Annotated in this window: 29 protein-coding genes and 1 pseudogene; 5 read left to right on the forward strand and 25 right to left on the reverse strand. The window is 61.5% G+C overall.

From position 1 onward, the window contains the following. Positions 1-79: 79 nt before the first annotated feature. Both JQ553_RS09330 and JQ553_RS09335 read right to left on the reverse strand, forming a co-directional pair. The gene (locus JQ553_RS09330) at positions 80-775 is read right to left on the reverse strand and encodes a lipocalin-like domain-containing protein (RefSeq protein WP_212499578.1); all 696 of its coding nucleotides are present in this window, start codon (positions 773-775) and stop codon (positions 80-82) included. Positions 776-1,029: 254 nt separating this feature from the next. Continuing rightward, positions 1,030-1,491, reverse strand: a complete 462-nt coding sequence (locus tag JQ553_RS09335; protein WP_212499579.1) for a MaoC/PaaZ C-terminal domain-containing protein — start codon at positions 1,489-1,491, stop codon at positions 1,030-1,032. 315 nt (positions 1,492-1,806) lie between these two features. On the opposite strand from JQ553_RS09335, the gene JQ553_RS09340 reads away from it, so the two are divergent. Beyond that, positions 1,807-2,595, forward strand: a complete 789-nt coding sequence (locus tag JQ553_RS09340) for a hypothetical protein (protein ID WP_312015107.1) — start codon at positions 1,807-1,809, stop codon at positions 2,593-2,595. 47 nt (positions 2,596-2,642) lie between these two features. Beyond that, positions 2,643-3,620: an NADPH:quinone oxidoreductase family protein gene (locus JQ553_RS09345; protein ID WP_212499580.1), complete on the forward strand. Its 978-nt coding sequence runs from the start codon at positions 2,643-2,645 to the stop codon at positions 3,618-3,620. Between the two features lie 233 nt (positions 3,621-3,853). Here JQ553_RS09345 and JQ553_RS09350 read toward each other — a convergent pair whose 3' ends face one another. From JQ553_RS09350 to JQ553_RS09370, 5 genes are all read right to left on the reverse strand, one after another. Beyond that, positions 3,854-4,258, reverse strand: coding sequence for a DUF4440 domain-containing protein (locus tag JQ553_RS09350; RefSeq protein ID WP_212499581.1), 405 nt, complete (start codon positions 4,256-4,258; stop codon positions 3,854-3,856). Between the two features lie 383 nt (positions 4,259-4,641). Beyond that, positions 4,642-5,289: a DUF2865 domain-containing protein gene (locus tag JQ553_RS09355; protein WP_212499582.1), complete on the reverse strand. Its 648-nt coding sequence runs from the start codon at positions 5,287-5,289 to the stop codon at positions 4,642-4,644. Between the two features lie 359 nt (positions 5,290-5,648). Then, a complete protein-coding gene (locus tag JQ553_RS09360) occupies positions 5,649-6,977 on the reverse strand; it encodes an MFS transporter (RefSeq protein WP_212499583.1) in 1,329 nt (442 codons plus the stop codon). Positions 6,978-7,012: 35 nt separating this feature from the next. Beyond that, positions 7,013-8,110 carry a M14 family metallopeptidase gene (locus JQ553_RS09365; RefSeq protein ID WP_212499584.1) on the reverse strand — a complete coding sequence of 366 codons (1,098 nt, stop codon included), beginning with the start codon at positions 8,108-8,110 and terminating at the stop codon, positions 7,013-7,015. 18 nt (positions 8,111-8,128) lie between these two features. Next, positions 8,129-8,935 (reverse strand): gamma-glutamyl-gamma-aminobutyrate hydrolase family protein, encoded by an 807-nt coding sequence (locus tag JQ553_RS09370; protein WP_249144127.1) that lies wholly within the window; start codon positions 8,933-8,935, stop codon positions 8,129-8,131. Between the two features lie 119 nt (positions 8,936-9,054). On the opposite strand from JQ553_RS09370, the gene JQ553_RS09375 reads away from it, so the two are divergent. Next, positions 9,055-10,035: a LysR family transcriptional regulator gene (locus JQ553_RS09375; protein WP_212499586.1), complete on the forward strand. Its 981-nt coding sequence runs from the start codon at positions 9,055-9,057 to the stop codon at positions 10,033-10,035. A gap of 314 nt (positions 10,036-10,349) precedes the next feature. Here the strand turns inward: JQ553_RS09375 and JQ553_RS09380 are convergent. The 4 genes and pseudogenes from JQ553_RS09380 to JQ553_RS09395 form a co-directional block, all read right to left on the reverse strand. Continuing rightward, positions 10,350-10,913: pseudogene (locus JQ553_RS09380) on the reverse strand (hypothetical protein); the annotation flags it as partial. A 30-nt stretch (positions 10,914-10,943) separates the two neighbouring features. Continuing rightward, positions 10,944-11,381 (reverse strand): hypothetical protein, encoded by a 438-nt coding sequence (locus tag JQ553_RS09385; RefSeq protein ID WP_212499588.1) that lies wholly within the window; start codon positions 11,379-11,381, stop codon positions 10,944-10,946. 95 nt (positions 11,382-11,476) lie between these two features. Next, on the reverse strand, positions 11,477-11,890 hold the full coding sequence (locus tag JQ553_RS09390; RefSeq protein ID WP_212499589.1) for a thioesterase family protein: 414 nt from the start codon (positions 11,888-11,890) through the stop codon (positions 11,477-11,479). 321 nt (positions 11,891-12,211) lie between these two features. Further along, the gene (locus tag JQ553_RS09395) at positions 12,212-12,475 is read right to left on the reverse strand and encodes a GlsB/YeaQ/YmgE family stress response membrane protein (protein WP_212499590.1); all 264 of its coding nucleotides are present in this window, start codon (positions 12,473-12,475) and stop codon (positions 12,212-12,214) included. Between the two features lie 983 nt (positions 12,476-13,458). On the opposite strand from JQ553_RS09395, the gene JQ553_RS09400 reads away from it, so the two are divergent. Beyond that, positions 13,459-13,848 (forward strand): helix-turn-helix domain-containing protein, encoded by a 390-nt coding sequence (locus tag JQ553_RS09400; protein WP_212499591.1) that lies wholly within the window; start codon positions 13,459-13,461, stop codon positions 13,846-13,848. 227 nt (positions 13,849-14,075) lie between these two features. On the opposite strand, the gene JQ553_RS09405 is transcribed toward JQ553_RS09400, so the two are convergent. Further along, positions 14,076-15,005, reverse strand: coding sequence for a hypothetical protein (locus JQ553_RS09405; RefSeq protein WP_212499592.1), 930 nt, complete (start codon positions 15,003-15,005; stop codon positions 14,076-14,078). Positions 15,006-15,220: 215 nt separating this feature from the next. Between JQ553_RS09405 and JQ553_RS09410 the strand changes: the two genes are divergently transcribed. Continuing rightward, positions 15,221-15,721: a hypothetical protein gene (locus JQ553_RS09410; RefSeq protein ID WP_212499593.1), complete on the forward strand. Its 501-nt coding sequence runs from the start codon at positions 15,221-15,223 to the stop codon at positions 15,719-15,721. A 406-nt stretch (positions 15,722-16,127) separates the two neighbouring features. Here the strand turns inward: JQ553_RS09410 and JQ553_RS09415 are convergent, their stop codons facing one another. The 13 genes from JQ553_RS09415 to JQ553_RS09475 all read right to left on the reverse strand — a co-directional run bounded on the left by JQ553_RS09415 (position 16,128) and on the right by JQ553_RS09475 (position 26,664). Continuing rightward, positions 16,128-16,475 carry a DUF1214 domain-containing protein gene (locus JQ553_RS09415; RefSeq protein ID WP_212499594.1) on the reverse strand — a complete coding sequence of 116 codons (348 nt, stop codon included), beginning with the start codon at positions 16,473-16,475 and terminating at the stop codon, positions 16,128-16,130. A 133-nt stretch (positions 16,476-16,608) separates the two neighbouring features. After that, positions 16,609-17,598, reverse strand: a complete 990-nt coding sequence (gene dhaK / locus JQ553_RS09420; protein WP_212499595.1) for a dihydroxyacetone kinase subunit DhaK — start codon at positions 17,596-17,598, stop codon at positions 16,609-16,611. Positions 17,599-17,640: 42 nt separating this feature from the next. Then, a complete protein-coding gene (locus JQ553_RS09425; RefSeq protein WP_212499725.1) occupies positions 17,641-18,069 on the reverse strand; it encodes a hypothetical protein in 429 nt (142 codons plus the stop codon). Between the two features lie 2 nt (positions 18,070-18,071). Continuing rightward, the gene (ptsP, locus tag JQ553_RS09430; protein ID WP_212499596.1) at positions 18,072-19,670 is read right to left on the reverse strand and encodes a phosphoenolpyruvate--protein phosphotransferase; all 1,599 of its coding nucleotides are present in this window, start codon (positions 19,668-19,670) and stop codon (positions 18,072-18,074) included. A gap of 5 nt (positions 19,671-19,675) precedes the next feature. Next, entirely contained in the window at positions 19,676-19,990 is a 315-nt protein-coding gene (locus tag JQ553_RS09435) for an HPr family phosphocarrier protein (protein WP_212499597.1), read from the reverse strand. Then, positions 19,983-20,384, reverse strand: coding sequence for a dihydroxyacetone kinase phosphoryl donor subunit DhaM (gene dhaM, locus JQ553_RS09440; RefSeq protein ID WP_212499598.1), 402 nt, complete (start codon positions 20,382-20,384; stop codon positions 19,983-19,985). The genes JQ553_RS09435 and dhaM overlap by 8 nt, the downstream gene beginning before the upstream one ends. Then, positions 20,381-20,995, reverse strand: a complete 615-nt coding sequence (dhaL, locus tag JQ553_RS09445; protein ID WP_212499599.1) for a dihydroxyacetone kinase subunit DhaL — start codon at positions 20,993-20,995, stop codon at positions 20,381-20,383. Before dhaL ends, dhaM begins: the two co-directional genes overlap by 4 nt. Then, complete coding sequence (locus tag JQ553_RS09450) at positions 20,992-21,999, reverse strand: ABC transporter ATP-binding protein (RefSeq protein ID WP_212499600.1); 1,008 nt, start codon at positions 21,997-21,999, stop codon at positions 20,992-20,994. Before JQ553_RS09450 ends, dhaL begins: the two co-directional genes overlap by 4 nt. Next, positions 21,992-23,089 (reverse strand): ABC transporter ATP-binding protein, encoded by a 1,098-nt coding sequence (locus tag JQ553_RS09455; protein WP_212499601.1) that lies wholly within the window; start codon positions 23,087-23,089, stop codon positions 21,992-21,994. Before JQ553_RS09455 ends, JQ553_RS09450 begins: the two co-directional genes overlap by 8 nt. A 6-nt stretch (positions 23,090-23,095) precedes the next feature. Then, positions 23,096-23,308 (reverse strand): hypothetical protein, encoded by a 213-nt coding sequence (locus JQ553_RS09460; protein ID WP_212499602.1) that lies wholly within the window; start codon positions 23,306-23,308, stop codon positions 23,096-23,098. Continuing rightward, entirely contained in the window at positions 23,305-24,258 is a 954-nt protein-coding gene (locus JQ553_RS09465; protein WP_212499603.1) for a carbohydrate ABC transporter permease, read from the reverse strand. The genes JQ553_RS09460 and JQ553_RS09465 overlap by 4 nt, the downstream gene beginning before the upstream one ends. After that, positions 24,255-25,214, reverse strand: coding sequence for a carbohydrate ABC transporter permease (locus JQ553_RS09470; RefSeq protein WP_212499604.1), 960 nt, complete (start codon positions 25,212-25,214; stop codon positions 24,255-24,257). Before JQ553_RS09470 ends, JQ553_RS09465 begins: the two co-directional genes overlap by 4 nt. A 103-nt stretch (positions 25,215-25,317) precedes the next feature. Then, positions 25,318-26,664 carry an ABC transporter substrate-binding protein gene (locus JQ553_RS09475; protein ID WP_212499605.1) on the reverse strand — a complete coding sequence of 449 codons (1,347 nt, stop codon included), beginning with the start codon at positions 26,662-26,664 and terminating at the stop codon, positions 25,318-25,320. Between the last annotated feature and the right edge of the window lie 179 nt (positions 26,665-26,843).

The raw sequence follows: 26,843 nt of genomic DNA on the forward strand, positions 1-26,843 counted from the left end.
CCCAAACCTGACTCTCCAAGCCAAGCTTAAGCCGCTAGTAACTGGGCTTGTGGACTTGACGCGCGTTCGAATGAAGGCGCTACTCGACACGCTCCCAAATGGTGCTGACGACGACCTCCTTGCCATCAACCGCGGCTTTGAACGGCTCGGTGGTAATCGTCAGCGTCTTGCCCTGTATCTCGACCTGAGACGATAAATCTCGTCCGGTCCATAGCTGGTGCCACGACGTATCGTAGCGCGTCACAACCTTGTTGCCTTCAACCTTGTAGGTCCCGCTGCCGAATGACATCGTCTTGAACAACTCAATCCTTTCGGCATCCGTCAGATTGGGGCTGGCGGGAGCCTTGCGGTTGGTCCCGACAATGACAAACGTAAGGAGCCCGCCCCGCGTGAAGATGATGTAGCCAGTTGGCTTTTCTCCAAAGGTCGCTAGAGTCGCGCCCGTCGCTACTTCTTTGCGCAACTGGCTATTGAGGCCCCACACACCAACGAGCTGAGAGGCGAAGTCTTGCGCTGGCGCATGCCGAGGCAACGTCAAAAGGAAAGCGAGAGCTACTGCTGATATCAGAGTGCGCCTCATGGCATCTTCCCCTAAATAGGTTGAAGGCGCGGCCCGCGCGCGGGCGAACGCGCCAATGAAATGCATTTTGGAATAGAAAGACCGACAAAAAAGGCGGCCTGCTTCAAGAATAGTGCCTGCCGAAGGCACCCACGTTACCGACCCGAACGGTGATTTGCGGCATATCCCGTCGTGATAGCCGAGGCTACTCTGCATTAACGTGCCCTGTAAAGCTGCCGCCGAGCATCGCGCAGACGATACCGGTCAAGGTGAAGAACCGCGAGCATCCGGCGTACGCGGCAATCAATTCTAGAGCGCGGACGTCCTTTTTTTGGGGGTCTGAGCGGAAGTTTTCTGCTCAATGAGAGCATTGCCGGTTTTGATCCGGGGCGGTCATGCGCCGCGCCGCTTTGGGAGATGTCTGCTATTCTGCCGCCCGAACCGGACTTCCCTCAAGGCTGCTTCAAGGCTTACGCCGATGCTTTCGCATCCGGTCGTCGCGCAACGAGAATGTTGCTGAAACACTGCAACACCGTCTCGCCCCTTTGGTTGCGCAAGCGGATTTGGTCGCGAAGGATTCCCCGATCGGGGTTCGATCTCGACTCGCGCTTTTCCAAAACGATCGATTCGAGATCGAGTTCATCCCCCGGTCGTACTGCGTTCGGCAGCCTCAGTTCATCCCACCCCATTCCTGCAAGGACACGAAGCGGAGGCTGTAGTTTGCTCGTTAACGAGATAAAGATCGCGAACGTATGGGCACCCGATGCCGACAGTCCTCCAAAGACTGAACGCGCAGCAGCTTCCTCATCGACGTGGAAGGGCCGTGGGTCATACTGCTTAGCGAACCGAATGATTTCGTCCTTGGAGACAAGATAGGGGCCAGCCTTGCGCCTATCGCCAATTTCGGCTTCCTCAAAATACAAGCTGGTCATCGGTCAATCCGTTACGAGCTTACTAGGGTCGGCAAAGGAAAAGATCGCTCACTCTCGTATGATTGTAATCAAATCTCAGTGCGGCCTAATGTCACCCAGGTCCCCTTCCGGCCCGAAGCGTCCATCGACGATGTCCGCTCAAGTGTCGGGTATTCGGGGTGACGCACAAGTCTTGTGCTCGACCTGCGCCTTACTGGTTTGACCCATAACCACAGCAATGGGATGTCAGCACGACGCGCCCGGTCTCCGAGGCGAAGCTGGGAGATTGCTTTGAACTTTTGGGTCGCCACCCCGACCTACGTCTAGGATAACCCGGTGTCCGCAATCCTTTCTTATCGCGAGGAGGAAGGCATGCAGACGATGACGATCGCGCGCCGCTTTCGTGGTCCACCGAATTCAGGTAACGGCGGATATGTCTGCGGGATGCTGGCACGCCACATTCCCGGTGCAGCAGAGGTCACTCTGCGTGCCCCGCCGCCTCTGGAGACGGAGCTTGACGTCGTCGCGCTTGGGGCAGATCAATGGGAGCTGCGCCAGGGCACCGCGACAATAGCGATCGGGCGTGCGATCACATTCGACATGAGCCGGCTCGAGAGGGCGACGTACGCCGCGGCCGTCGAGGCCGAGAAGCGTACACCGGTCAAGCCGCACGAACATTTATTGCCAATGTGCTTCGTATGCGGGCCCGACCGGGCACCGGGCGACGGCCTGCGCCTTTTCGCCGGGCCGCTCGTCCGGCAGGATGACAGCGTGGTCTTCGCTGTGCCTTGGACGCCCGACCCCTCGCTCGCCGCCGCTGACGGCCTGGTTGCTCCTGAGTTCGTGTGGTCCGCGCTGGATTGTCCGACGGGCTACGTGTGCACATACGACCGAGAGACCGGCGGCTTCAACGGTTTACCGATCTTGCTCGGACGTCTTTCCGCTCGCATCGAACGGCGACCGCGCCCAAGCGAGCGATGCGTGGTGACGTCCTGGCAGACCGGCAGTGAAGGCCGGCGTCTCATCGCCGAGGCGGCGCTGTTCGGTGAAGAGGAGAACCTGCTTGCAGTCGGCCGTGCCACCTGGATTGTCGTTGATCGGCAGGTTCAGCTCGGAAAGACATAGAGAGCCGCGGCTGCCGGAAGGCTTGACCACGGAGGGCGGAGGAACACATGCGCGCGGTACTCTGCAACGGTTTCCACGGGATCAAGGCGTTGAGCATCGGTGAGGCGGCCGAACCTCAACCTGAGGCGGATGAGGTTTTGATCGACGTACATGCGGCTTGCGTCAGCTTCGCCGATTACTTGATGATTTGCGGTGGGTACCAGAAGCGACCAGCTCTCCCTTATGTACCGGGAATGGACGCCGCCGGGGTTGTCGTCGCCTGCGGCGAAAACGTTCAGCGGTTTCTTCCCGGTGATCGGGTCGCCTGCGGGGCTTGGTTCGGTAGTCTCGCGGAGCGCATGACCGCCAAGGCTTCGTTCAGCGCCCGTCTTCCAGAAAATGCAGATTTCGTTGTTGGGTCAGCAATACAGCACGGCTATGTCACGGCCTGGTATGCCCTGGTCGATCGTGCCCGGTTGCAGGCCGGCGAAACCATACTTGTGACAGGCGCCGCCGGCGGCGTTGGCCTGGCTTGCATCGAGCTCGCCCGTTTGCTCGGCGCGCGGGTCATCGCCGCCGTTGGCTCCGCCACCAAGACGTCTGTCGTCCGCGAATACGGCGCAGACGAGGTTATCGACTATTCAAGCGAGGACGTGCGCGAGCGAGTGAAAGCTCTAACAGATGGCGAGGGTCTCGATATCTGCTTTGAAAATGTTGGTGGGCCCCTCTTCGGGACGCTTGCGCGTCTCATGCGCTGGAACGGACGGCTGATACCGATCGGGTTCACCAGTGGCGAGATTCCCTCATTGCCAATGAACTTGCCGCTCTTGAAGAATTATTCGATTGTGGGTGCGTTTACTGGCGCCTGGGCCGAGCGGTTTCCCGACGAAAGGGCGCGCGCAGCGGACACGATCATGGGATGGGTCGCCGAGGGCAAGCTGCACCCGCGCATTGACCGCGTGCTTCCGCTTGAGCAGACCGCGGACGCGATGACTGCCATTGCGGATCGAAGCGTACAAGGACGCGTCGTCCTGCGAGTGAGGTGACCGAACCTTTGAATGCGGGTTGTTGACGCCCGGTTGCGTGCGCCACCCGCCCCGAGGCGACGTCCGTCCTTCCCCCTCTGGGACATTCGATCTGACGTCCGTGATGTCCGCCTTCGAGGGCTAAAACGGACATGGCGATGACGCTGACTGATGTCGCCTTTTGACCCAATGTATGGTCCGGCCTTCGCTGGCGGGGCCGGAGTACGGCCGGACCATTCCATTAGCGGAAATCGCTAGCCCGGTACCCCGCTTAGGTGAAATGTCGTGGCAAGGATGCGCCAGCCGTCGGGGAAGCGAACAAGGTTGTACGACTGCCGCCATTGCCTTGTGACGCTTCCATCCGGTCGGAGGTTTTTCCACGTTACAGTTCCGAGAGCACTGCGTTCGCCTATGGGAACGGCCACTACATCGTGCAGAGTTCCACTTGCGGCCCCTTCGCGTCGGTAGGTATCGGCCACTCCTTGGAAGAACCGCGCAATCTCGTCACGTGACTGAAAGCAATGTATCGACCCGTCACCGCGCATGGTGATGCAGGGAGCGCAGTAGAGTTTGGCGATTTGATCACCATCCCAGGTGGCGAACGTTTCCATGTATTTGTTGAAGAAGGCAGATATCTCGACTTCAAGCGCTTCCGCCATGATTTGCCTCCAGATCCGTTTGCTGAGGCTTGGCCGAGGCAGAGTACGGCATCAAAACGTGACTTAGGGAAGTGCGACCTCGCGTCGCTGCGCTTCCAGATTCTAGACCGCACCTCCACACATGGCCGAGGCCGTATGAAGGGCTCTGTTTGCTGTGATTCGCGCAATAAGATTCCCGGCGACTTTGCGGGGCATCTGATGAGGCGCTTTGTTGAAGAATCAACCTATCGCAACGCCGGTCAGGCTGATCGAACGAGCGCATGGTTGGGCCTTTCAACATAGATGACGATGCTGCTATGTCCGCTATGGGCCGACCCAAAGCGAACATCCGCCCCCTGCCCGGGCCCTGTGCTCTGCGGGCTCTATGCAGTAGTTGAATTCACCTACGGTCGACCTCTCGTCGCCGGCAGTGGCGCGCGGGGCACCTCGGAATTTGGCGCGCTGCTTGCCGCCATGTCGGCTCGCGCCGGCGCGACCAGCGGGGTGAAATCCGGGGTTTGGTCGTTACCGAGCCGTATGCCGCTATAGGCGACGAGCCCGTCGGTGGTGGCGACAGCATCGCCCCGGCGCAGCGAGCCATCCAGCGCAAGATCGACTGGCGCAAGGCCGGCGGGACTGCGGCCGTTGCAGGTGCAGTCAGCGCGCAGCGCCTTCCGGTAGGCAAAGGCGTTTTCGCTATCGGCGTAGCGTTCGCCGGTTGCGGCAGATGCGTTGTCGATATTGGAGCCGAAGAAAACTTTGGTCGGGCTTGCCGGACAGAAAGCTTGGCACATTTGCGCTGGCGAGGCAGCGCCGCGCATCAGCGGAAAATATTTGCCGTCGCAGCTGCGCACACAGAAGGCAGGTCCCGCGCTTACAACGACCGGCCGCGGCGGCGGTGATTGCGGATTAGTGTTGAAAACATTGCCGAAAGGCGAGGTCTGGTGCTGCTGCTTCTGGCCGCCGCCGAAAAAGAAATCGAGCAAGCCTTCGGCCGAACTCATCTCCGGCGTTAGTGCAACAGGGCCGATGATGGCGGCAGCAACAAGCATGCGACGGAGCGTGCCCTGAAAGGGCAATTCGGTACGAAACGCTTGCTCGACCCGACGCAACGTGCCTCCCTTGCAGCGCAAGGGGGCGCGCTGCGCTTCCTCATCTCATTCAACACTATCGTGTATTAAGCTCGCTCTAAGGCGGAGAAAGGGAAAGAAAAAGGCCAGTGAGCACAGCGGACGCCACATTCTCCGACCATCATCCCCGGTCGCTGGTGCGCGACAAAACCGGCGGAGTGGAGCAAGCACGGTCAATTCCAGACGTTGATTCTTTTGGAAGCGTTCGACGCTGAGTCGGCGAACCGCCCGATCCGCTCGGCGATTTGCGGTCCTTCGCCTTCACCGGCGCGGCGACCGAGTCAACGCTTCACGTCGATATTGCGCGATTCCGGTAGCATCCACATCGCCAGTATACTCACCGCGCTCATGACCACCACATACCAGGCCGGCGCCATCGGGTCGTGGGTGATCGCCAGCAGCCAGGTCACCACAAACTGGGTGGTGCCACCGAAGATCGAGGTGCCGATGGCGTAGACCAACGACAGGCCTGTGCTGCGAACTGCGATGGGGAGCAGTTCGGGCACCTGCACCAGTCCCGCGGTGCCGAACATCGCGGTCAATGCCGCCAGCACGGCGGTCACCGTCAGCAGGGTCGCAGCGCCCGGTGCCCCAGACAGCCACACGAACAGGGGCACGATCAACAGCATCAGTGCCAGCCGCGGCAGCAAGTTGACGGCCCGGCGCCCCAACCGGTCGCACAACGCGCCGCCGACCAGGGCGAAAGCGAAGGTCGTTACTCCGCCCATCAGCACGCTGACCTGTGAGAGTGCCGCCGGCAGCTTCAGCACCTGCACCGCGTAGGTCACCATGTAGTTGCCCACTTGCGAGGCTACTGCAGTCGACGCAGTGGCCAACACACCCAGGATCAGGATCTTCCTGTGCTCGCGAAACACCGACCCGACGATGGCTGCTCCGCTGCGCTCGTCCGCGCCGGCATGGGTTTCGGGCAGGCTTCGACGGATGTAGATGGCGATAGGAACGAGCAGCAGGCTGACCAGGAAGGGCACACGCCAACCCCAAGCCGCCAGATCTTGCGGTGACAGCAGCAGCGAGAGGGTCACACCAAAGATGCCACCCACCGCGACCGCCAGACCCTGGCTGGCGATCTGCCAGCTCGAATAAAGGCCGCGGCGCCCCTGCGGAGCAGCTTCGATCAGCAAGGCTGTGGCCGGTCCTACTTCACCACCGAGCGCCAAGCCCTGCAGGAGGCGGCATAGCACCACGATGATGGGTGCTGCCATGCCGATGCTGGCGTAGCTGGGCGTGGCGGCCAAGCCGAGGGTTCCGATGGTGATCAGCGCGACAGTGAGAATCATCGCCGGCTTGCGCCCGGTCTTGTCGGCACAGGCGCCGATCAGCACGCCGCCCAGCGGTCGCGTGAAGAAGCCGACGCCAAAGGTGGCTACCGCCGCTAGCAGGCTGCCGAACTCGCCATGCACCGGGAAGAAGGTCTTGCCGATGTACACGGCGAAATAGGCGTAGATGACGAAGTCATAGAACTCCAGCGCGTTGCCAGCCACCGCAGCGGCAACGGCCGTACGGCTAATACCGGCCTCGGGCATCGCGCCGTCGCGAACAACTGTGGCGCCCTGCGGTGCGACAAAGGAAGTCAGGGTGGTGGCGTTCATATGAGAACTCGCGGGTTTGATGGACAAGGAGCCACTCAGGCTTCGACGGGGCAGTCCGCTTGCAGGCCTTCGATGGCCTGCAAGCAGGCCTCGCGGCCTTGACGCCAGACGCTGTGCTTCCAGTCGTCGGCATCGGGGTAGAAGGCCTCTTTGAGGTTGCGCTTGATCTGTTGCGCCAGCAGCGGGTCGGCCGTACCGCGGCGGTGCAGCCAGTGCTCGGCGCGCAGGGCGGACGTGACCCGATCGCTGGGATAGGTGCCATATTCCAGACAGATGCCGATTTGCTCGGCCTGCGGGCACTCCTCAAACAGCGCGGTCTGGATGGGACCGGTCATCGGAATGCTGGTCGAAGAGCCGGTGTGGACGTCGGTCAGTTCTCCCCACCATTGCCTGGCGCGCGGCAGCACGCCGTGATCGAAGCTCGCAAAGATGCGCTCGCCAACGCCGTGCGGTCCGAGCCCGGTGTGGATGTCGATCGAGGCGAGTTGCCGCACGTGGGGCGTGTAGCGCTTCAGGATCGAACGGAAGGCCAGGTTGCTCCAGGCGGGCGCGCTTCCGCCGAAGAACATGCCGTCCTCATGGTCGTACTGGCCCAGACCGATGGCACGCTGCAGGCCGCGGGCACCGTGTCGCCGGCCGTAGACGGCCAATTCAGCTTCCGTGTCTGCTCCGGGCGGCCAGGTCGCTGGCAGCAGCCAATCATGAATCTCGGCGTAGCCGGCGTTGACCGGCAGCGGCTTCGAGAAGTCGACGAAGTTGCGGTTGAGGTCCACGTTCTCCTGCGTCACGCGTCGCAGGTGCGAAAAGCCGTAGGGATTGATCGCGTGCACGTGCAGCACGGCAGTGCCGGCGGGCATTGGTGCGCCCTCACCCAGCAGGCCGGTCTGGATGGCGGAGCCGCAAAAGCCCTCCACCCCGTGCACGCCGCTGAGCACGATCAGCATCTTCGATGCGTCGGCCGGCCCGTCCAGCACCACGTCGATGGCCAGGGTCTCCCCTTCAGCACTGGGCAGGCCCAGCACATTGCTGTCCACCGCCAAGCCGCGGGCGCTGGCCGCGCTCAGAAACTTGCCGCGAGCCATGGCATAGGTCGGGCTGAAGAGATCGAGGGCCCGAGATGAGCTATCGTGCATGTCTTCTCCTGAAAGGGTTCACGTTGAGACCAGTGTCGAGGCGACGGAACGCAGCCGACGCAACTGCCGCTGGCGGCACGCCGCACCGAATGCAATGAAGATGGCCTGTGCCAGAGCGCAGTCGTCGATGCGCATCTCGGGATGCCACTGCACCGCCAGCGCGAAGGCCGACGCCCCCGCGACCGAGAAGGCCTCCACCAGGCCGTCGGGTGCCGTGGCTTCGACGCAAAGGTCTTGCCCCAACCGGTCGATCCCCTGGTGATGGAGTGAGTTGACACACACGCGACGCTCGCCGAGCAAGCCCGCAAGTACGCCTCCGGGCGCAATGTCGATGTCGTGGCTGTCGTCGTACCAGCGCTCGATGGGCCGCGTGTGATCGCCTTCGCGATGGTCGAGCCGACCGGGGCGCGTATGCACCGCCGGATCGAGGGTGCCACCGAAGGCCACGTTCATTTCCTGGAAGCCGCGGCACACGCCCAGGATGGGTACGCCGGCGATCACCAGTCGCCGCAGCAACGGCAACACGGTCGCATCGCGCGCCGGATCAAGTAGTACCTCTTCGGGCAGGGCTGGAGCTCCGTAGTGCTCGGGCGAGACGTTCGAAGGGCTGCCGGTGAGTAGCAGGCCATCAATGCTGTCGATGAGGCTGTCGGCGTCGAATGCTCCTGCCTCGGCGGGCAGACCGAGCGCCATGACGCCCGCGCACTCCGACGCCGCGCGCACATAGCCGTGCAGCACGGCATGTGCCGGATGGCCGTGCCAATCGATCCGATCGGCGGCAATGACCACGAGTGGGCGGCTGAAGGGAGCTACGCTGCAGGTCATGTCCAAGGCAATGGCTCCAAGGCAATGGCGAAAGCTTGCGCCGAGCCTAGGAAACAAATTAGATTGCGTAAATTGCAATTTAAATGCATTTTAGTTGCATAACCTGCAAATGGCCCTTCATGAACACCCGGCAGTTGCGTCACTTTCTTGCCGTCATGGACCTCGGTACACTCAGTGCCGCCGCCGAAGTCGTGCACCTCAGCCTGCCAGCGCTGTCGCGCAGCCTACGCTCGCTGGAGGACGAATTGCGCGTGCCGCTGTTCGACCGCCAGGACCGGCGCCTGCGGCCCACGCCCTATGCGCTGATGTATGCCGAGCGCGCCCGACGCATCGTCTTCGAAGAGAAGGAAGGTGCGCGCTCGCTGGCTCTTATGCGTGGCGGCGAGTTGGGGTCTCTCCATTTCGGCATGGGCTCGTCGATCGCCCGCACGCTCATGGCGCCGATGCTCCTGCAACTGCTATCCGAGGTGCCCGGACTGCGGCTGAGCACCGTGGTGCACAGCACCGACGCGCTGCTAGCCGCACTGCGCCGCGAAGATCTGGACTTCTTCATCGGCGACATCCGCTCGGTGGCGCATGACAGCCAGATGCGGACCGAGCCCGTCTACCGCTGCAACTTCGGCTGGTTTGCTCGTCGCGGCCATCCGCTCGACGGGCGGGCGAAGGTTACCATCGAGGCGCTCAAGACCTATCCGCTCATTGGATCCGGCTATGCCGACGAGGCACTGTTAGAGCAGATGGCGGCGCTCTACGGGCTGTCGCTGCCCCTGCAGGATCATTTCTCGGTCAATACCAACGACGCGTCCACCGTGCTCACGCTACTCACCTCCAGCGATGCCATCGCCCCCGGCACCGATGTTTCGGTGGTCACGGCCCTGCGCGCCGGCACGTTGGTGCGACTGGATGTCAACCCGCCGCTGAACATCCCACTCACCCTGGGCATCGTCGAGCGCGCCGGCCGCACACGCGTGCCCGCGGTCGAGCGGGCCTTCGAGATCGTGCGAGCGCACTTCGCCTCCGTGGCTCGGGCAGTTGACCCGCACGTGCCGCACACGAAGGTGCGCCGCAAGGTCTCAGTGCCGGGCGGGCGCCGGCGCTAACCAGGCACACCTGACCGAACCTACTGGTGGCGCAGCAGGCGGGGCTCACGCAGGAGGGCATCGAAACGTTTGATTCCTGAATGCTGGAAACCGATCGAGGGACACCGACCGTCACTCAAAGACGTGACTTCCGGCTGGGGTCAAACTGAGAAGTCCAGATGCTCAACCGGGAGGTCGGCTTTGCGCCCTCAACAACGGACATTATCAGCCAAGTCTGTCAGGCCCGACGCCGGGAGTCACGTCCAGCCGTTTGCTCGTCGCGCTTGATCGATGCCAGGCAATGATGCGTCGGTCGGACGCCAGGATTTTGGCCTTCAGTGCCCGCAATTGACGGCCGAGAGCAGCAAGACACGTACGGGCCACCCTTGGGGAGCCGGCAGTCGGCTGGATCGGCCGACGACTTCCAGCAATTGCTCGACACCGCGGCGCCCGACAGGGGCGACAATCCCGAATTCGGCGAGATAGACGCGGATCGAGTTGATCACGGCAGCCTGCTGGTGGATGAAGCGATGCGCGCCCGATGAAGCATCAGACAGCTTTGTTGCTCGACCGTCTTGGTCGGCACCGCATGTTGGCACGCGTGAGAGCCTCGCAAATCGCCTCGTTCTTCTGCCGCTTGGCATATATGTGCCGTCTGCTCGCCACACGTACCATCGCCTCGGTTCAAAACCAGTGACGTCGCCCTTCTTGTCGAAGCCGATTTGCCCCAAGACCGTGTCGAACTGGCTAGCGTGCATGGCCTTGACCACCGCCGCAAGATCCAGCGAGCCCACCTCCTCCACGGCTCGGGCCCAAACTTGAACAGCGGCATTGGCATAAAGGGTGAAGCCGACAGGCTCATAGCCATACGCGCGGAATCGCGACACGACCTCCGCCGCGCCGGGAGTCTCACGCGCGTTGCGGACGAGCTAGCCCCGCTCGCGGAGGCGCTGCGGCGGCTGAGGATTGTTGGCGGGATTGGTATCGTACTTGGATATTCGCGTGATTAGCCCCCTAGTGGCGAGCGGTTGCAAATCCGCCTCCAGCGCTTCGGCAATGTCCTTGGCATAGACCTCCCGGTCGTCCACGTAGAGTGTAAAGGATTTCAAATACCTTTCCTTCTTCGCCGGATTCTCGATCGTCGCCTTCGTCCACTGGTAGAGCGGATAGTTTTCGACGCCCTGCTCTTCTGCTACGGCGACATACTCCGCAAAGGCATCGAACTGGCATTTCAGCGCAGCGCGATGCTCAGCGAGGATATCGAACAGCGGCGCTAGTGCCGGATCACGGGGTTTTCGGCGTATCGATTCCGCCGTAGCAGAATCGTTCACGTCGAACCTAACCTGATATTGCCACTGAGAAGTCACGCTAATCTCGCCTTCTGGTCGCACCCGATTTGCCCCTCTTCCGATCGCAAGGCGCTCAAGCACGGCACCTGTTGTGTCAAGAGCTGGCCGCAATGTCAGCCGACCGTTGCGTTAGGAGTTCCCTTTTTGGCAAGGCGCTCGTTGAACGAACGAAGATCGATCACAATTCGTTGGTGGGTTCCGCTGCCGATCTCCTCTATGCCGTCGCTTGCCGACACCTTGAAGTCAACTCGTTTTCCCTCGACGTTGATTACCTCAGCCGTCGCGCACACCTCGTGGCCTACGGGCGTGGCGGCGAAGTGTTGTACATCTACTGAAGTGCCGACCGCGCTTTCACCTGCATCCAAGAACGGTCTGATGGCATTGAGCGCGGCGTTCTCCATGATCAAAATCATCACGGGCGTCGCAAGCACTTGCGGCAATATGGCGTCCTTGAATCGGTCGGCAAGATGTTCGGGTCGCACCCGCAATGTCGCTGTTCCTCGAGCTCCCAACGGAATCTGCCGCATTCTTTCGTCCCGATTTCTATATAGGCGCGTAGACCGCTTCGCCCCAACAGCAGCACAAAAGCGGACACCTGGCTAGGTCGGAGGCGGCCAGAAGCCGATACCACACGTAGTTCAAACGGCAAGTTTTTCGGCGTCTTTGCGAAGGCCCCGCCATGCATGATGGTCGCCCATGGCCCCACCAACGCTGCGAAAGTCCACAGCGGAGATAGTTCGCCAGACGACCTTCAGACGTTGTCGGGCGATCTATTTGGCACGTCGGCTGAACGATTCTGCGTGCGCCTCGGGCAAGTGTTATGAGAGGTCCGAAGCATCTCGCGCTCGCTAGGCGCGCCCTTGCCTGCCGATCACAATGCCATAAAGGAACAGCAGAATTATTGCGCCGACGACACTAGCGAGGAAGCCGGCGCTCTCTCCGGCTTTGTACCATCCCACAGCCTGGCCAAGGTACGTCGCGACGAATGCCCCGACTATTCCCAAAACAGAGGTCAGAATAAAGCCCTTTGGCTCAGCTTTATCGCCGGGCATGATGAACTTGGCAAGCACTCCAACAATGAACCCTATGATGATAGTCCAAAGAACACTCATTTCACTGCTCCTGTCCGTAAAACGTGGCACGGCTGATTGAGAAACGAGCGCCTTTTAAAGACGTTGACGTAGATCAACGTTGGCCGTTCAACCGTCTTCGCGTTTTCACACGGGCTGTGCCAATAGACGACAGAGAATATCGCTTTGCGATTGTGATTACTGCCGACCTTGCCGACGGCATCACGATAGTCCCGCGTGCTGAGGTCTTTGATGCTTTTCGGGATGATGAACTACACCTGCACACGACGCCAAAGGTCACGGAACGGGTTTCGGAGCCGCGTTCTCGCACTGCGTTGTATACTCAGAACCCCTGGGTGGGCCGCCCGTTGACTCTGAAATTCGGGCGGCCCGTGCCGGCCACTTCCAATCGCCCTGCCCACCAGAACAGAAGCGGTAGCCAACGCGGAACGGCCCAGGCGCACCTTTTGGGTGTTACCAGGGCCGCCGTCGATCCGCCGCATGAAGAAAGCTCGGGTCGCGATCTGCTGGTAACATCAGATCCTAACGACGTCTCGTGATAAAGCGTCCATTTTGGACACTCATCCCGTTGCGCTGTCGCCGCCGGTTAATCGCCAGCGATAATTATTTGATTTGTGTTGATCGTGATGACGGTTGATCGCTGCCCTTTGGATTATCCGCTCCACCAACAGTCCAAATCGTGCAGCCGGTTCTCCCGATGCGCTCCTCACTGACCGCGGGCGCTGATAATGCATTTTTGGGACTCGCGGTCAAATCGATTGCTGTTGGATTGCTGTGCCAATCCTCGTCCTCGGATCTTTCCGGAGACGGGTTGGCGAAAAATCGAAAGAAGATCAAGATCACGACCAGGACCACTGGTGGTGGTCGATCAATAGCTGCACGCCCCACAGCACTATTTCGGACGAACCTCATCGTAGGCGTTGCGTAGGAACACCCAATCTACCGCTTGAAGCCTAAGCCGGGCACGGTCAATCTTCCGGTGATGCCAATCAAAGGAGGGTCACATGCTTGGGACGTACCCGATTTTGCACCGTTCGGAGCGGCTTGCATTGGCGAAGGCGTACATTGCGCTCACCCGCGTGATGGTCGCCTCTGTGTTCGGCAAGAACCCCGCCGATCACTCACTGCTGTTGATCGGCTCCGCAATCATGGTGGGCCATGCAGAAAACAGACCTATGAATGCAACCAAGATCTCGCATTACGTCGGTCTGCCGCGCTCGACGGTAATTCGCAAGCTCAACGAGTTCTCAAGGACCGGCGTGGTCGCGCGTCACGGCAACGTCTATCTGCTATCGGAAGAACGCGCCCGCAATCAGACAAAGTACGTCACCGAAGCGATGCGCATTTTCGGTGCGGCAGAAAAAAGTTTGAAAGCCTCCAAACTCGACGCTTAGAATACCGCTAACTGCAGCCAGCCCAATCGGTGCCTTGAAAATATCCTTGAAGGATTACGCCTAGCTGGGTCGCCCGGTCGGCCCGCCCGCCCCGTTGAGCCAGATCAACGCTCAGCCAGCTCCCATCATCGACCTTCGCACATCGCATGCGCCAAGGAGAGGGGCACCAGGCAATCTCTGCTCAGGGGATCCGCCACAACGATGCCGGCGGTGGTCTATCAAGATTATCAGGTAAGCCGCACTTTCCTGCCGTCCTGCAGGTTCGCAACCGCCGGCTCAAGCAGCACGAGGTTTCGGCGCGCTTTGCGCGTGTCGAGCCCGACGATCGCATGACCCTGTGCGGTAAATGCGAGACCTTCCGGCTTGCCATCCAGATCGCCAAGCCGCCACGCCTCGCGGAGCGCCGCGGTGCCGCCCCCCGCCGGGAGATCATCGAGCCGCGCAAGCGTCGCAGACTGGTCACTGAGCAAATAGAGGCAGCCATCCGGACCTATCGCGAGGTCACTGAAGTCGGCGCAGGTTTTGGTGAGTGTCTTGTCGGGAAGCCAGATTGCAAGAGCAACGAACCGATGGCGGCCTCTTCTGATTGACCACCGCTTGCCGTCCGTCAGCGCACCGCCGCGGACCAACCCCCGCGACCGCGAATGTGGCGGGCCGAACTCAATGAGCACCGCCGGCTTCTTCTCCTTGGCAACGAGCAAATGCCCACCGGACATTAATACCGCTCCTTCGCCCCGCGATCCCTTCGGGTCGCGCCACGCTCGCGCAATTTTGTCACGCCCTTCGACCACAAGATCGATTAAGGCAACCGCCTCTAACGACTTGAGGTCGATGAGTTCGGCACGCTGAGGGTTCTCCTGAAGCAGCAAAATGCGTCCGATGCCGTCCGCGCAGACCGCCTCGATCTGCGGGTCATGCCTGGGGAGATCCGAACCTGAGATCTTCGCGATGCTTTTTTTATGCCAGTCGAACTTGCTTCCATCGCCGCGCGACGGCGAGGACCAGGCGATCTTCGCTTCAGCGTCGCCGACCGCGATCAGAGACATCCGACCGTTTGCATTCCGGCGCGAGCAAATACCAGAGACCTCGCAAAGTGGTACATCGACCACGCGGCGCACTCGCAGCCGATTTTTCTTCGGTTTGCCGTTTCTCACCATGGGAGAAGGTCTTTCCGCCTGGCGCCTCCGAGCGAGCGGCCATGTAGCGTCCTTCCTTGATCACCAGCTCCCTTTGATTCAAATCAAGCAAGGGCGTCCAGTCGTTGTATAACGAAACGTCAGTTTCCACGGACGGCTGTGGTTCCAGTGCAAGCAGGTACTGGCACAGGCGCGCGGATTGCGTGGCGGATCTGGACGGCAAACAGGAGCTGTACATGGGTATCCTTGATGAGTTAATGGGCGGTGGGCAACGCCAGAAAGAGTACCGGGATTTCATTGATCGATACGAACAAGGAGATCCGTCGGAAGGTTATTCCGATCAAGAGGTTCTCAATCGGTATGGCGATGTGTCACACGCCGTGCCGCCTGACCAGTACGCGGAGGCTGCGATAGAAGCGTTGGGCAAGCTTTCGCCGGAAGAGCGGGCGGCGTTCGTGAAGATGCTGCAACAGCGAGCCGCGGCGCGCGGCGTGGCGCTACCGGGGCAAGTGGCGCCCGAACCGAAGGAACTGGGCGGGGTGCTCACCGATCTGCATGGGAAGCCCGGTCAACTCCGGGATATCCTCGTCAGTGGTGACGCCCAGCCTCCCTCGCAAGCGCAACCGTCGAACCCGATCATCGACATGCTTGCGTCCCCGCAGGCAAAGGCCGTGCTCGCGGGCATCGCGGCCATGGTGGTCAAGCGTGTCATGCAGGGTTCATCCCGTACCGCGTAGCGCATGCGTGAGGCCCGCAAGAGCCCGCTGCATCCGCGTTGGGCGGAGATGAGGCCAGGTCCGGCTGGGGTCTTGGCCGTGTGAAAATGCCAAGACGCTTGAGCGCGACAGAAGAAGCTATTCGTCCAAGACCGTTTTAGCGCTCAAGCTCACAAGCACCTTCAACTTAGATGACGAACTGAAGAGTCTAATTCTAGTCGCGATACGATCCTTTGCGTTTTTACACAGCCAGGGTCAATCGCGTCAGTTTTGGCCCGTTTGCCGGATGTCGGCTTATCCTCTGACAGTGGCGGAATAGCAGACGTCCCCCAAAGGCTTCTTGGGGCGACAGATGGATATTGATTGAAATGCCCGCGCACTCCCTCGCTCAGTTTGCTCCTCGATCTTGCCGGACCTCCAAGTATTTTCACACCACGACGGCAGTGGACCGTAGAGCCTCTGGATTGCGTCCCATCCCCCGCTTGGCCAGGTGCACCCAGTTGCTCTCCTTGCTGAGCGGGGGCTTGGGGCCAAAGTAAATATCGGCTGACGTATTGGCGTTGACGACAACTCCTTTCTGAATGCCAATGCTCGGGTGTTGATCGATCTGTAACATCGAATGGGCTTGATTGTCGTAGTGCACCAGCGACCAGAAATCCTTGACCGGAATATTCGCGAGCAGGTGTAATCGGTCGGTTTTGCTGCCGTCGAGTGGCTCTTTCGTCGAACTGACATAGGCGACGGCGTATTGCGATCCGACGCCAATCATTTTCATCGATATCGCCGGCGTGATGCCGGTGGCGTAGAAGAACGAGTGTGCGTCGAGTAGTCGGACTCCGCAGGACGCACAAGCTGCGCACACGTCACCTTCTAACCTACTAATTCTATTAAACCATCGCTCCAATCGATCAGATACCCCAGCGTAGCGCGGCGGTCTGCACCGGGGCGTCCCACAATTCTTTTGACTGGCTGTCGAGCACGGAGACGGTGATCGAGGCACCGGCCATGTCGAGGGACGTCACATAGGAACCGGTCAGGAAACGCGTCGCCGCGATCCCCGCCCCGTCCAGAATCCGCTTAGCGCTGTTGACCATCAGATAGAGTTCGATCAGAGGCGTTGCGCCGAATCCGTTGACCAGAAGCAGGACTTCGCTACCCCTGCCGGGCGCGAGATCACTCAGGATCGCGTCGAGCAGCTCGGCAGCAATCGCATCGGCGGATGCCAACGGCACCCTGCGGCGACCCGGCTCGCCATGAATGCCGACACCCATTTCCATTTCGTCGTCAGCCAAGGTAAAATTCGGCCGGCCTGCCGCCGGAACGGTGCACGGTAGGAGCGCCACCCCCATCGAGCGGGTGCGCCGATTGACATCATCGCCGAGCGCCTTGAGAGCGGCCAACGGCATTCCGGTTTCGGCTGCGGCGCCGACCATCTTTTCCACGATCAGCGTACCCGCGACTCCGCGACGACCGGTCGTATAGGTCGATTTCTCCACCGCGACGTCGTCGTTTGTCGCAACGCTCATTACTTCGCGCCCGGCCATCTCGGCGGCCATAGTGAAATTCATCACATCGCCTTCATAGTTCTTGACGATGAAGAGCACGCCCGCTCCGGTGTCGACAGCCTCTGCCGCCTCGATCATTTGATCCGGCGTCGGCGACGTAAAGACCTGGCCGGGGCATGCGGCATCAAGCATGCCTGCGCCGACATAGCCCGCATGGAGCGGTTCATGTCCCGAGCCGCCGCCTGAGATTAGCGCTACCTTGCCCGGCTTCAGGGTGCGGCGGCGCACGAACTTCCGCTCGGTGCCCAGAAGCAGGATATCGGCATGTGCAGCTACCAAGCCGTCGAGACTCTCTTCAAGCAGCGTGTCGGCGCTGTTGATCAGCTTTTTCATGGCGTTCTCCCGATTGTCCGTGTTCTCTGCAGTCCGGATCCGTCAGCCGATGCTTTCGGCGTAGCGCGCGAGCTGAGCAGAAAAGTCGACGATGAGCTGCTCGAGCGCGCGATTCTTCTTGTCGTCACCAAGATCGGGCACCGTCACCGTAACAGTGCGCGTGCGCACCTCGCGGTGGGCTGCGCGTAGCCGTCCCGGGTGCGCGCGTCCATAGGCTTCGAGGAAAGCGGCACGCTCGGCACCGGACAGATGGCAGACCTCGAAGATAATCGCGACATGTTTCGCCGGGATTGGCACCAAGTACGCAGGATTGGTGATCTGGCTCACGAAGGAGCGGTTCTTGCCGAGCGCCGCCGCGAGCTTCAGTCGCGTCCCGGACGGCCGGTTGTCGAGGGCGCGCCGCAGGATGAGCTTGTAATCCGCGACATTGCTGTCGCCCGGCCGGCTTGTATCCCCGCCTGCATCGGTCATATTCATGTGGTCACCCCGGCGACGGCTGCCTTGAGCCGAGCCACCGCAATCGGCGATACCGAGAAAGTCGTCAGGCCTGTCGCCAGAAGCGCCGTCGTCAAGCGAGTATCGGCCGCGGCATCGCCGCAGAGCGAAACCTCGACGCCGCGCTTACGCCCGACCTCGACTGTTCGCGCGATCAGCGCCAGCACCGCTGCGTTGGCCGTATCGTTGAGGTCGGCGACGGCACCGATATCGCGCCCCGCAGCCATCGTGTACTGGGTCAGGTCGTTCGAGCCGATAGAATAGAACGCCGCGCCGAAATCCTCCGCGCACAGCGCTGCTGCCGGCACCTCGACCATGATGCCGAGCGGTGGTCGGGCACAGGCGATTCCCTGCGTTCTGAGAGCCGCGAACTCTGCATCAAGCATGTCGCCGGCACGCTCCAATTCCGAAGGGACCGCGATCATCGGCAGCATCACCTTCAGCGTCCCATGCGCAGCCGCCCGGCATAGGGCCCGCAATTGCACGCGAAACACCTCTGGTCGCGCGAGCGAGAGGCGGATGCCGCGCAGGCCAAGGAACGGGTTGCGCTCACTGTCGGTCGTCAAGCCCGCGATTGGCTTGTCGCCGCCGGCATCGAGGGTGCGGATCGTTACCGGCTTTCCCTGGGTCCAGTCGAGAATGCGGCGGTAGACTGCATATTGCGCGTCCTCTTCCGGCAGCCCTTGGGACACCTCGAACAGAAATTCCGTACGCACGAGACCAATGCCATCACAGATTGCTGGGTCGAGGCCAGCGAGGTCATCGGGCCCGGCGATATTGAGAAGGACCGCGATCCGCCGGCCATCAGCCGTGCACGCAGGCGCGAAGCGGCCCGCGTCGGCGGCAATCCGCGCTGCATTCGCGGCTGCCATGCGGAGTTCAAACAGGCGGCGCGTTTCCGGCTCGGGATCGAAGATCACGGTGCCGGCATCGCCGTCGACGAGCGCCAAGGACGGCGGCTGTCCGCTCCATGACAACGGACCGAGGCCGACCACCATGGGGGTGCCGCGCCCCCGCGCCAACATCGCAGCATGCGAGGAAGGTGAGCCCGCAGCCAGTGCGATGGCGCCGCCTTGCGACCAATCAGCGGCAAGAAAGGCGGACGGCGTGATGTCGTCAGCGGTCACGATCGAGCCACCGGCAATCCTGGCGACTGTATCCACGCCACTCAGATGCGCGAGCACGCGGTCACGGATATCAACGATATCGGCCGCGCGCGCACGGAAGTATTCGTCTTCGGCAGCGCGATAGCCATCGATCTCCACGTTGAGCGCCAATCGCCAAGCATGGTCAGCAGCTACCCCTTGCGAGATGACACCATATGCCGGATCCGCCAGTGCATCATCTTCAAGCATGGCGACCTGGAATTCCAGAATGTCGGCCACCTCTCCCCGACTTGTCTTGATCTGCTCGGCGATCTCCGTTCTCGCGCTTTCGATTGCCACCCGCAGCGCCGTCGCCTCCTGCGTCGGATTGTCGCTCGCCGTCCGCCTGGCCACAGTCGTAGTCAGCATGGTGACTGGCCCGATCGCGAGACCCGGAGAGGCAATAAGGCCATTGAGATGAATCTCTGCCACCGCGCTCAAGCCTCGCCGAAACCGTCATGCACAAGTGCAAGTACGGCAGCAAGCGCTGCCTTGGCATCGGAGCCGGTGACGCGGAAATGCAACGTCGCGCCCTGCGGCGCCTTCACGCGCATTACCTTCACCGGGCTCTTGGCGTCTGTCCAGGGGCCCCCGGCGGCGAGGGCAAGTTCGATCTTCGCGGCAAAACCCTTGGCACACTGCGTGAGCTTTACCGACGGCCGCGCATGAAGACCGACTTTATTGACGAGGACCGCCGAGGCAGTCAGCGGCACAAACGTTTGAGCCGCTCGGGTGACGTTGCCATCATGCATAGAATTCCTCCGCGCTGCGCTTGACGGCGGCAAGCGGTGAGCCGCCCGACGACTCGGTCGCCGCGATCACGGCCCCCTCGACGACCGGGGCATTGCAGACCACCACTCGCGCGCGCCGATCTTCAGCAAGCATCTCTACCGCCATCTCGGAATTGGTCTCCGCTCCGCCAAGGTCGACCAGGATCGCGACACCGGCCGGCGACCAGGCCGTCTCGATCGCCGCGAGGATTCCAGCGACATTCGTGCCGAGCCCGCCGTCGACATCGCCGCCGGTCCAGGCAAGCGGCACGGCGCTGCCCACCATCTGCCGCACCATATCGGCCGCGCCCTCCGCAATTTTTGGGGAATGGGACACGATGACGATTCCGACGTTGCCGGAACTTGAACTGCTCATGAATCTACCTCGGACTCCAGTGTCTCAACCGCTGCCCTGATCAAAAGGGACGCCGAGCGTGACCCCGGGTCCATGTGACCGACGGAACGCTCGCCGAGAAACGACGCGCGACCGCGGATCGCAAGCATGGGAATAGTGCGATCGGCCGCTTGCACCGCCTCCGCCGCGATCGCCTTGGCATCGCCGCCCCCCGCCAACACTGCTTGCACCGGCACCAGGACATCGAGCAAGGTTTTCTGCCCCGCTTCCGAGCGCCCCCGCACTTTGACGGCATTAATCGCCTTCTCGGTCGCCGCGACCAGATCCGCTCGGGTCGACTGTTCCGGAAGCGCCTTGCCTAGCTCCATGAAGAAAGTCCCAACAAGCGGCCCGGACGCACCGCCGACTTTCATGACCAAGGTCATTCCAATCACTTTCAGCATCTCCGGCAGCGATTTATCGGCAAGGTCCGGCAATGCCGCGAGCACGGCCTCGAAGCCACGCTTCATGTTCAGACCGTGATCCCCGTCACCGATCGCCTGGTCAAGGCTTGTCAATTCATCCGCGTGTTCGATCACGGACCTGGCAAGCGCACGCACCAGTCTTTCCCTGGCCTCCCGATCAAGGCTCATGCCGCGATCCTCCCACCTTTCGCATCGAAGAACAGCGGCTTGTTGAGGCGCAGCGACACGACATCCCCGGCGTCCAACCTCGTCTCAGGATCGGCCAGAGTCACAACCGGCTGGCCGGCGAGGTCGAGGTGAAGATGGCTCTGATCGCCGAGGTGCTCGACCCGCTTGACGGTCGCCGACACGTCTCCGCCGCCGCGCGTGATTGTCAGGTGCTCGGTCCGCGCGCCGATAGTCTGCGCTCCGGACGGCACGCCGGCGAACAAGGACGCCGGCAGCAGGTTGATCGTCGGCTGGCCCAGCCGCGCCGCGACATGGTCGTTGATCGGGTTCTCATAGATCTCGCGCGGCGAACCAATCTGCATCAACCGCCCGGCTTCGATCACGCCGATGCGCGACGCCATGGTCATCGCTTCCGTCTGATCGTGGGTTACGTAGAGGATCGTCGCGCCGAGATCGGTTTGAATCCGTTTGAGCTCGAGGCGCATCTCGCCGCGCAATTTGGCGTCCAGCGAGGAGAGCGGCTCGTCCATCAAGTAGATCGAGGGCGAGCGCACCAGGGCCCGGCCGATCGCGACACGCTGCATCTGCCCGCCCGACAGCTGCGTCGCCTTGTTGTGCAGCTTGGTTTCGATGTGGAGAAGACGCGCGACCTCCTTCACCTTCGCCTGGATGTCGGCCTCAGACACGCGGCGGATCGGCGCACGTAACGCGAAGGCCATGTTCTCGAACACAGTCAGGTGCGGATAAAGCGAATATTGCTGGAAGACGAAAGCAACGTCGCGATCGGCTGGTGCATTGCCGGCAACGTCGCGTCCGCCGATCCGGATCGAACCGCTGTCCGGCCGCTCCAATCCTGCGATCAGGCGTAACGTCGTGGTCTTTCCGGCGCCGGTCGGCCCGAGCAACGCGACGAACTCGCCGTCACCTATGGTCAGGGACAGATCCCTGACCACCTGCGTCCTGCCGAACGCCTTGGAGACCGCTCTGATCTCGACTTCAGCCATGGGCCGCTCCTTCGTGCAGCGCGGTTCGAATGGCCCGCCCCGTCGTCTTGTCGAAGATCGACAGCGTGTCGGGCCGAAAGTCGAGCCCGACATTATCGCCGATGCGAAAGGATATGCTGCTGGGCGAGCGGGCCTTGAGTGCGCCGTAACGCGTCGTCACGGTCACGATCTGCGTCGTGCCGAGATATTCGGACCCATAGACCTCACCCCGCACCACGCCGCGATCGGCGAACCGCACATGCTCGGGCCGGACCCCGAGGACGAGGTCGCTTTCCGCCAGCGCCTCTCGCGCCGCAGGAATGGCGATATCGCGCTCGCCGAGGCGGATCGCCTGCGCACCGGATTGCAGGCCGCTGCGGAACGACAGGAAATTCATGGGCGGCGAGCCGATGAAGTCAGCGACAAAGAGCGACGCCGGCCGGTCATAGATTTCGCGTGGGGTCGCAACCTGCTCGACGACGCCATCGTTCATCACTGCGATCATATCGGCCATTGCCATGGCCTCGAGTTGGTCATGCGTGACGTAGACCGTGGTCGCGCCGAGACGGTCATGCAGTGCGCGCAATTCATGGATCATCGCCTCGCGCATCTCGGTATCGAGGGCGCCGAGTGGCTCGTCCATCAGAAAGCATTTCGGCTTGCGCACGATCGCCCGCCCGAGTGCGACGCGCTGCCGGTCACCGCCGGCGAGGCCCGACACGGACCGGTCGAGAAGATGGGAGATCCGCAAGATCCGCGCGGCCTCCACGACCCGCCGGTCGCACTCAGCCGCGCCGATGCCCTCGCACTTCAGGGGAAAGCCGATATTGCGCCGGACGTTCATGTGCGGGTAGAGCGCAAAGAGCTGGAACACAAAGGCGATATCGCGCGCCGAGGCGCGGTTCATCGTCACATCCTCACCGTCGAGCCGAATGGTGCCGGCCGTCGGCAGTTCCAAGCCTGCGATCATGCGGAGCGTCGTGGTCTTGCCGCAGCCGGATGGCCCCAGCAGACAGAGGAACTGACCGTCCTCTACCGTAAAGCCGGCGGCCCTCACCGCATGAAACGCTCCGAAGGATTTGTCGAGTGCCTCGACCCTGATCTGTGCCATCGCGCCCTACTCCCTGACCTTCGACACAATGGTGAACATCACCGTCCCGAACAGGGTGGTCGCGAGCGACCAGGAATACAGCGTCAGGAAGAATGGTTGCATCAGCATGACGACACCGGCGGCGATGATCGTCGTCGCGATCGCCTCCAGCGGACCGCGTCGCAGAATCTTGTCCGCGAAACCGCGACGCGTGATGGACGGATTGGCATCGACAATCATTTGCGGACGGCTCCAAAGGTGATGCCGCGCAAGAGATGCTTGCGCAAGAGCACCGTGAACACCACGATCGGCACCAGGAACAGCGTCGTGCCGGCGGCAACCGCGGGCCAGTCCTGTCCGCCTTCGCCGATGATGATCGGAATGAACGGCGGCGCCGTCTGCGCGTTGCCCGACGTCAGAAGCACGGCGAATGCGTATTCGTTCCATGCGAAAATCAGGCAGAAGATCGCCGTTGCCGCAATTCCGGTCGTGGCCTGCGGCAGTACAACCTTCACGAAGGCCTGGAAGCGCGTATATCCGTCGATCATCGCGGCCTCCTCGTACTCCCGCGGGATCTCGTCGATGAAGCCCTTGAGAAGCCAGACGGCGAGCGAGACGTTGACCGAGGTGTAAAGCAGGATCATCCCGAGCCGGGTATCCGATAGTCCGACGGTGCGGTACATCAGGTAGATCGGGATCGCGACCGCGATCGGGGGCATCATCCTGGTCGACAGGATGAAGAACAGCAGATCGCCCTTTAGGGGCACGCGGAACCGCGAGAAGCCGTAGGCCGACAACGTGCCCAGGGCGACGGCGAGCACGGTCGAACCAAAGGCAATGATCAGCGAATTGAAGAAGCGCGGCACGTAGTTCGAGGGCCCGGCGACCACCATGTTGCGGCTCCGAGCGATGCTGTCACAAAGACCCTGCGGCGGCCCCAGCGTCTTGATGAAGTCCGGCGTCTGGCGCGAGCGCGTCGTGAAGAGATTGCAGAAACCTTCGAGCGACGGCTTGAACAGCACCTTGGGCGGATAGGAGATTGCATCGTCCGGCGACTTGAACGCGGTAAGCCCGATCCATACCAGCGGGATCATGGTGATGATGGCGTAGAGCACCACGAGCGAGCCGGCAAAGCGCCGCACCACCGCCGACGGCTCGACGACCGAATGCGCTGCGTTGGCTGACGTCATCGGCTTTTCACCTTGTTCAGCGCTTTCACGTAGATATTGGCAAGGCCGAAGACCGTCACGAACAGGATGATCGCAAAGGCCGAGGAATAGCCGGTACGCCAACTCTCGAACGCCGCGCGCTTGAGCGTGATCGATGCGACCTCCGTGGTCGATCCCGGCCCACCGCCGGTCAGCAGGTTGACCATGTCGAACATCTTGAAGTTCTCGATGCCGCGAAACAGCACCGCCAGCATGATGAACGGCAGCGCCATCGGCAGCGTAATCGACCAGAACTGCCGCCATTTCGAGGCGCGGTCGACCTCCGCCGCCTCATAGATGTAATCGGGAATCGAGCGCAGACCGGCGAGGCAGATCAACATCACATAGGGCGTCCACATCCAGGCATCGACAATGACGATGGCCCAGGGGCTGAGCCTCACGTCGCCCAGCATCTGAAACGACGAGGCATCGCCGCTGGTAAAGAATGCGACCACGTAATTGAACAATCCGATCTGAGGCTGGTAGAGAAACGTCCAGAAGTTGCCGACCACGGCCGGCGAAAGCATCATCGGCAGCAGAATGATCGTGGTCCAAATGCCGTGGCCGCGGAACTTCTTGTCGATGAGAAATGCGAGGCCGAATCCGAGGACGGTCTCGATCACTACCGTCCAGATCACGAAATGCGCCGTCACCTGCATCGCCGCCCAGATGTCCGGATCGGTCAGGATCGACTGGTACCAGTCGGTCCCCAGCCAGATCGTCGGTGCATTCGGCCGGTTGGCGCGATAGTTGGTGAACGAGAGATAGATCGTCCAAAGCAGCGGGAAGATATTGATCGCGAGCAGCAGGACGATCGTCGGCGTGATGAAAAGCCAGGCGAGCGCCTTGTCCGACAAGCCCCGGATACGGCGCTCCACGCTCGGCCGGACCATGACGGCCTGATAGTTGATCCGCGAAGATGCACTCAAGTCGTTCATGATCTGGACCGATCCTGGCACCGGGAGCGTCAGCGAGGCGACAGATTCCGGCAATCTCGAAAGGGGCCCGGAGCGCGCTCGCGCATGCTCCGGGCGGCTGCCGTTAGAACTTCTTGCCTTCTTCCTTGAAGATGGCCTTCCAGTCTTTCACCAGGCCGTCGAGCGCCTCCTTTGCGGTGCCCTTGTCGGCCACCACGTAGTCATGCACACGCTTTTGCTCCGCCTGCAGCAGCTGGGCATAGGAAGGCTCGGCCCAGAAGTCCATGACCATCCCCATCGACTGCAGGAATTCCTTGGCAAAAGGCGCACTGTTCGGGAAGCTCGGATCGTTCAGCACGGACTTGGCGCAGGAATAGCCGCCCAGCGCCCACCACTTCTTCTGCACGTCAGCACCGGAGAACCACTTGATGTATTGCAGCGCTTCATCCTGGTTCTTGGAGTAGGAAACAACCGAGATTCCCTGTCCGCCGAGTTGCGTTGCCTGTCCTGCAGGGCCGGCCGGATTGACGAAGAAGCCGATCCTGTCGCCGCCGACATTGGGATCCTTGTAGAGACCCGGGAAGAAGGCGAAGAAGTTCATCTGAAGCGCGACCTGGCCGGACTTGAAGGCATCGAGACCTTCTGACATGTACGAATTGGAAGCGCCGGGAGGCGTGCAGCACTTGTAGAGATCCTTGTACGCCTCGAGCCCCTTGACGGCGACGGGCGAGTTCACGAACCCGTCCATCGCGTAGGGCTTTTTCGGGTCGTCGTATTTGAAGCCGTAGTCGTAGAGATAGTTCGAAACGCCCATGGTGATGCCTTCCGAGCCGCGCTCGGTGTAGATCGAGGCGCCATAGACCTTCTTGCCGTCGATTTCACGGCCCTGGAAGAACTGCGCGATGTCGCGAAGTTCATCGAGCGTCTTCGGCACGGCGAGATCGCGGCCGTACTTGGCCTTGAAGTCCTTCTGCACGTCGGGCCGGGCAAACCAGTCCTTGCGATAGGTCCAGCCGACCGCGTCGCCCATCGCCGGGAGCGCCCAATAGTTCGGCGTATTCTTCGGCCATTCGGAATAACCAACCACCGTCGCAGGCATGTAGTCGTCCATGCTGATTCCTTCCTTCTTGAAGAAATCATTGAGCTTGACGTACTGACCGTTTTCCGCGGCGCCGCCGATCCATTGTGAATCGCCGATGATGAGATCGCATAACGAGCCGCGCGAATTCAGTTCGTTCAGGAAGCGATCGGCATAATTGGTCCACGGCACGAATTCGAACTTCATGCCAATGCCCGTCTTGGCGGTGAAGTCCTTCGAAAGCTCGACCAGCGCGTTGGCGGGGTCCCATGCGGCCCAGCAAAGCGTGATGGTTTTGCCCTGCGCCTGTGCGGGCGTGGTCCCCGCCGCTATGCCGAAGGCGGACGCAACCGCTCCGCACGCAAAAACAAGCGCCTTCAATGTTCGCTTCATAACGCGCTCCCTCCCAATGGGGGCCGGCCATCGACATGGCACGGCTTTCCGACCCGCTCGAATGCTTCGAGCAGAGCAACACAGTCCTTGACGAGCTGAACAACTAAACTGCCGTTTCCTCGCGCCACCCGGATTCTATAGGCCCGGCAGGCTCGATTTGTTTAGTAAGACACAGTTTA

Source organism: Bradyrhizobium lablabi (assembly GCF_018131005.1).
GTDB classification, from domain to species: domain Bacteria; phylum Pseudomonadota; class Alphaproteobacteria; order Rhizobiales; family Xanthobacteraceae; genus Bradyrhizobium; species Bradyrhizobium lablabi_D.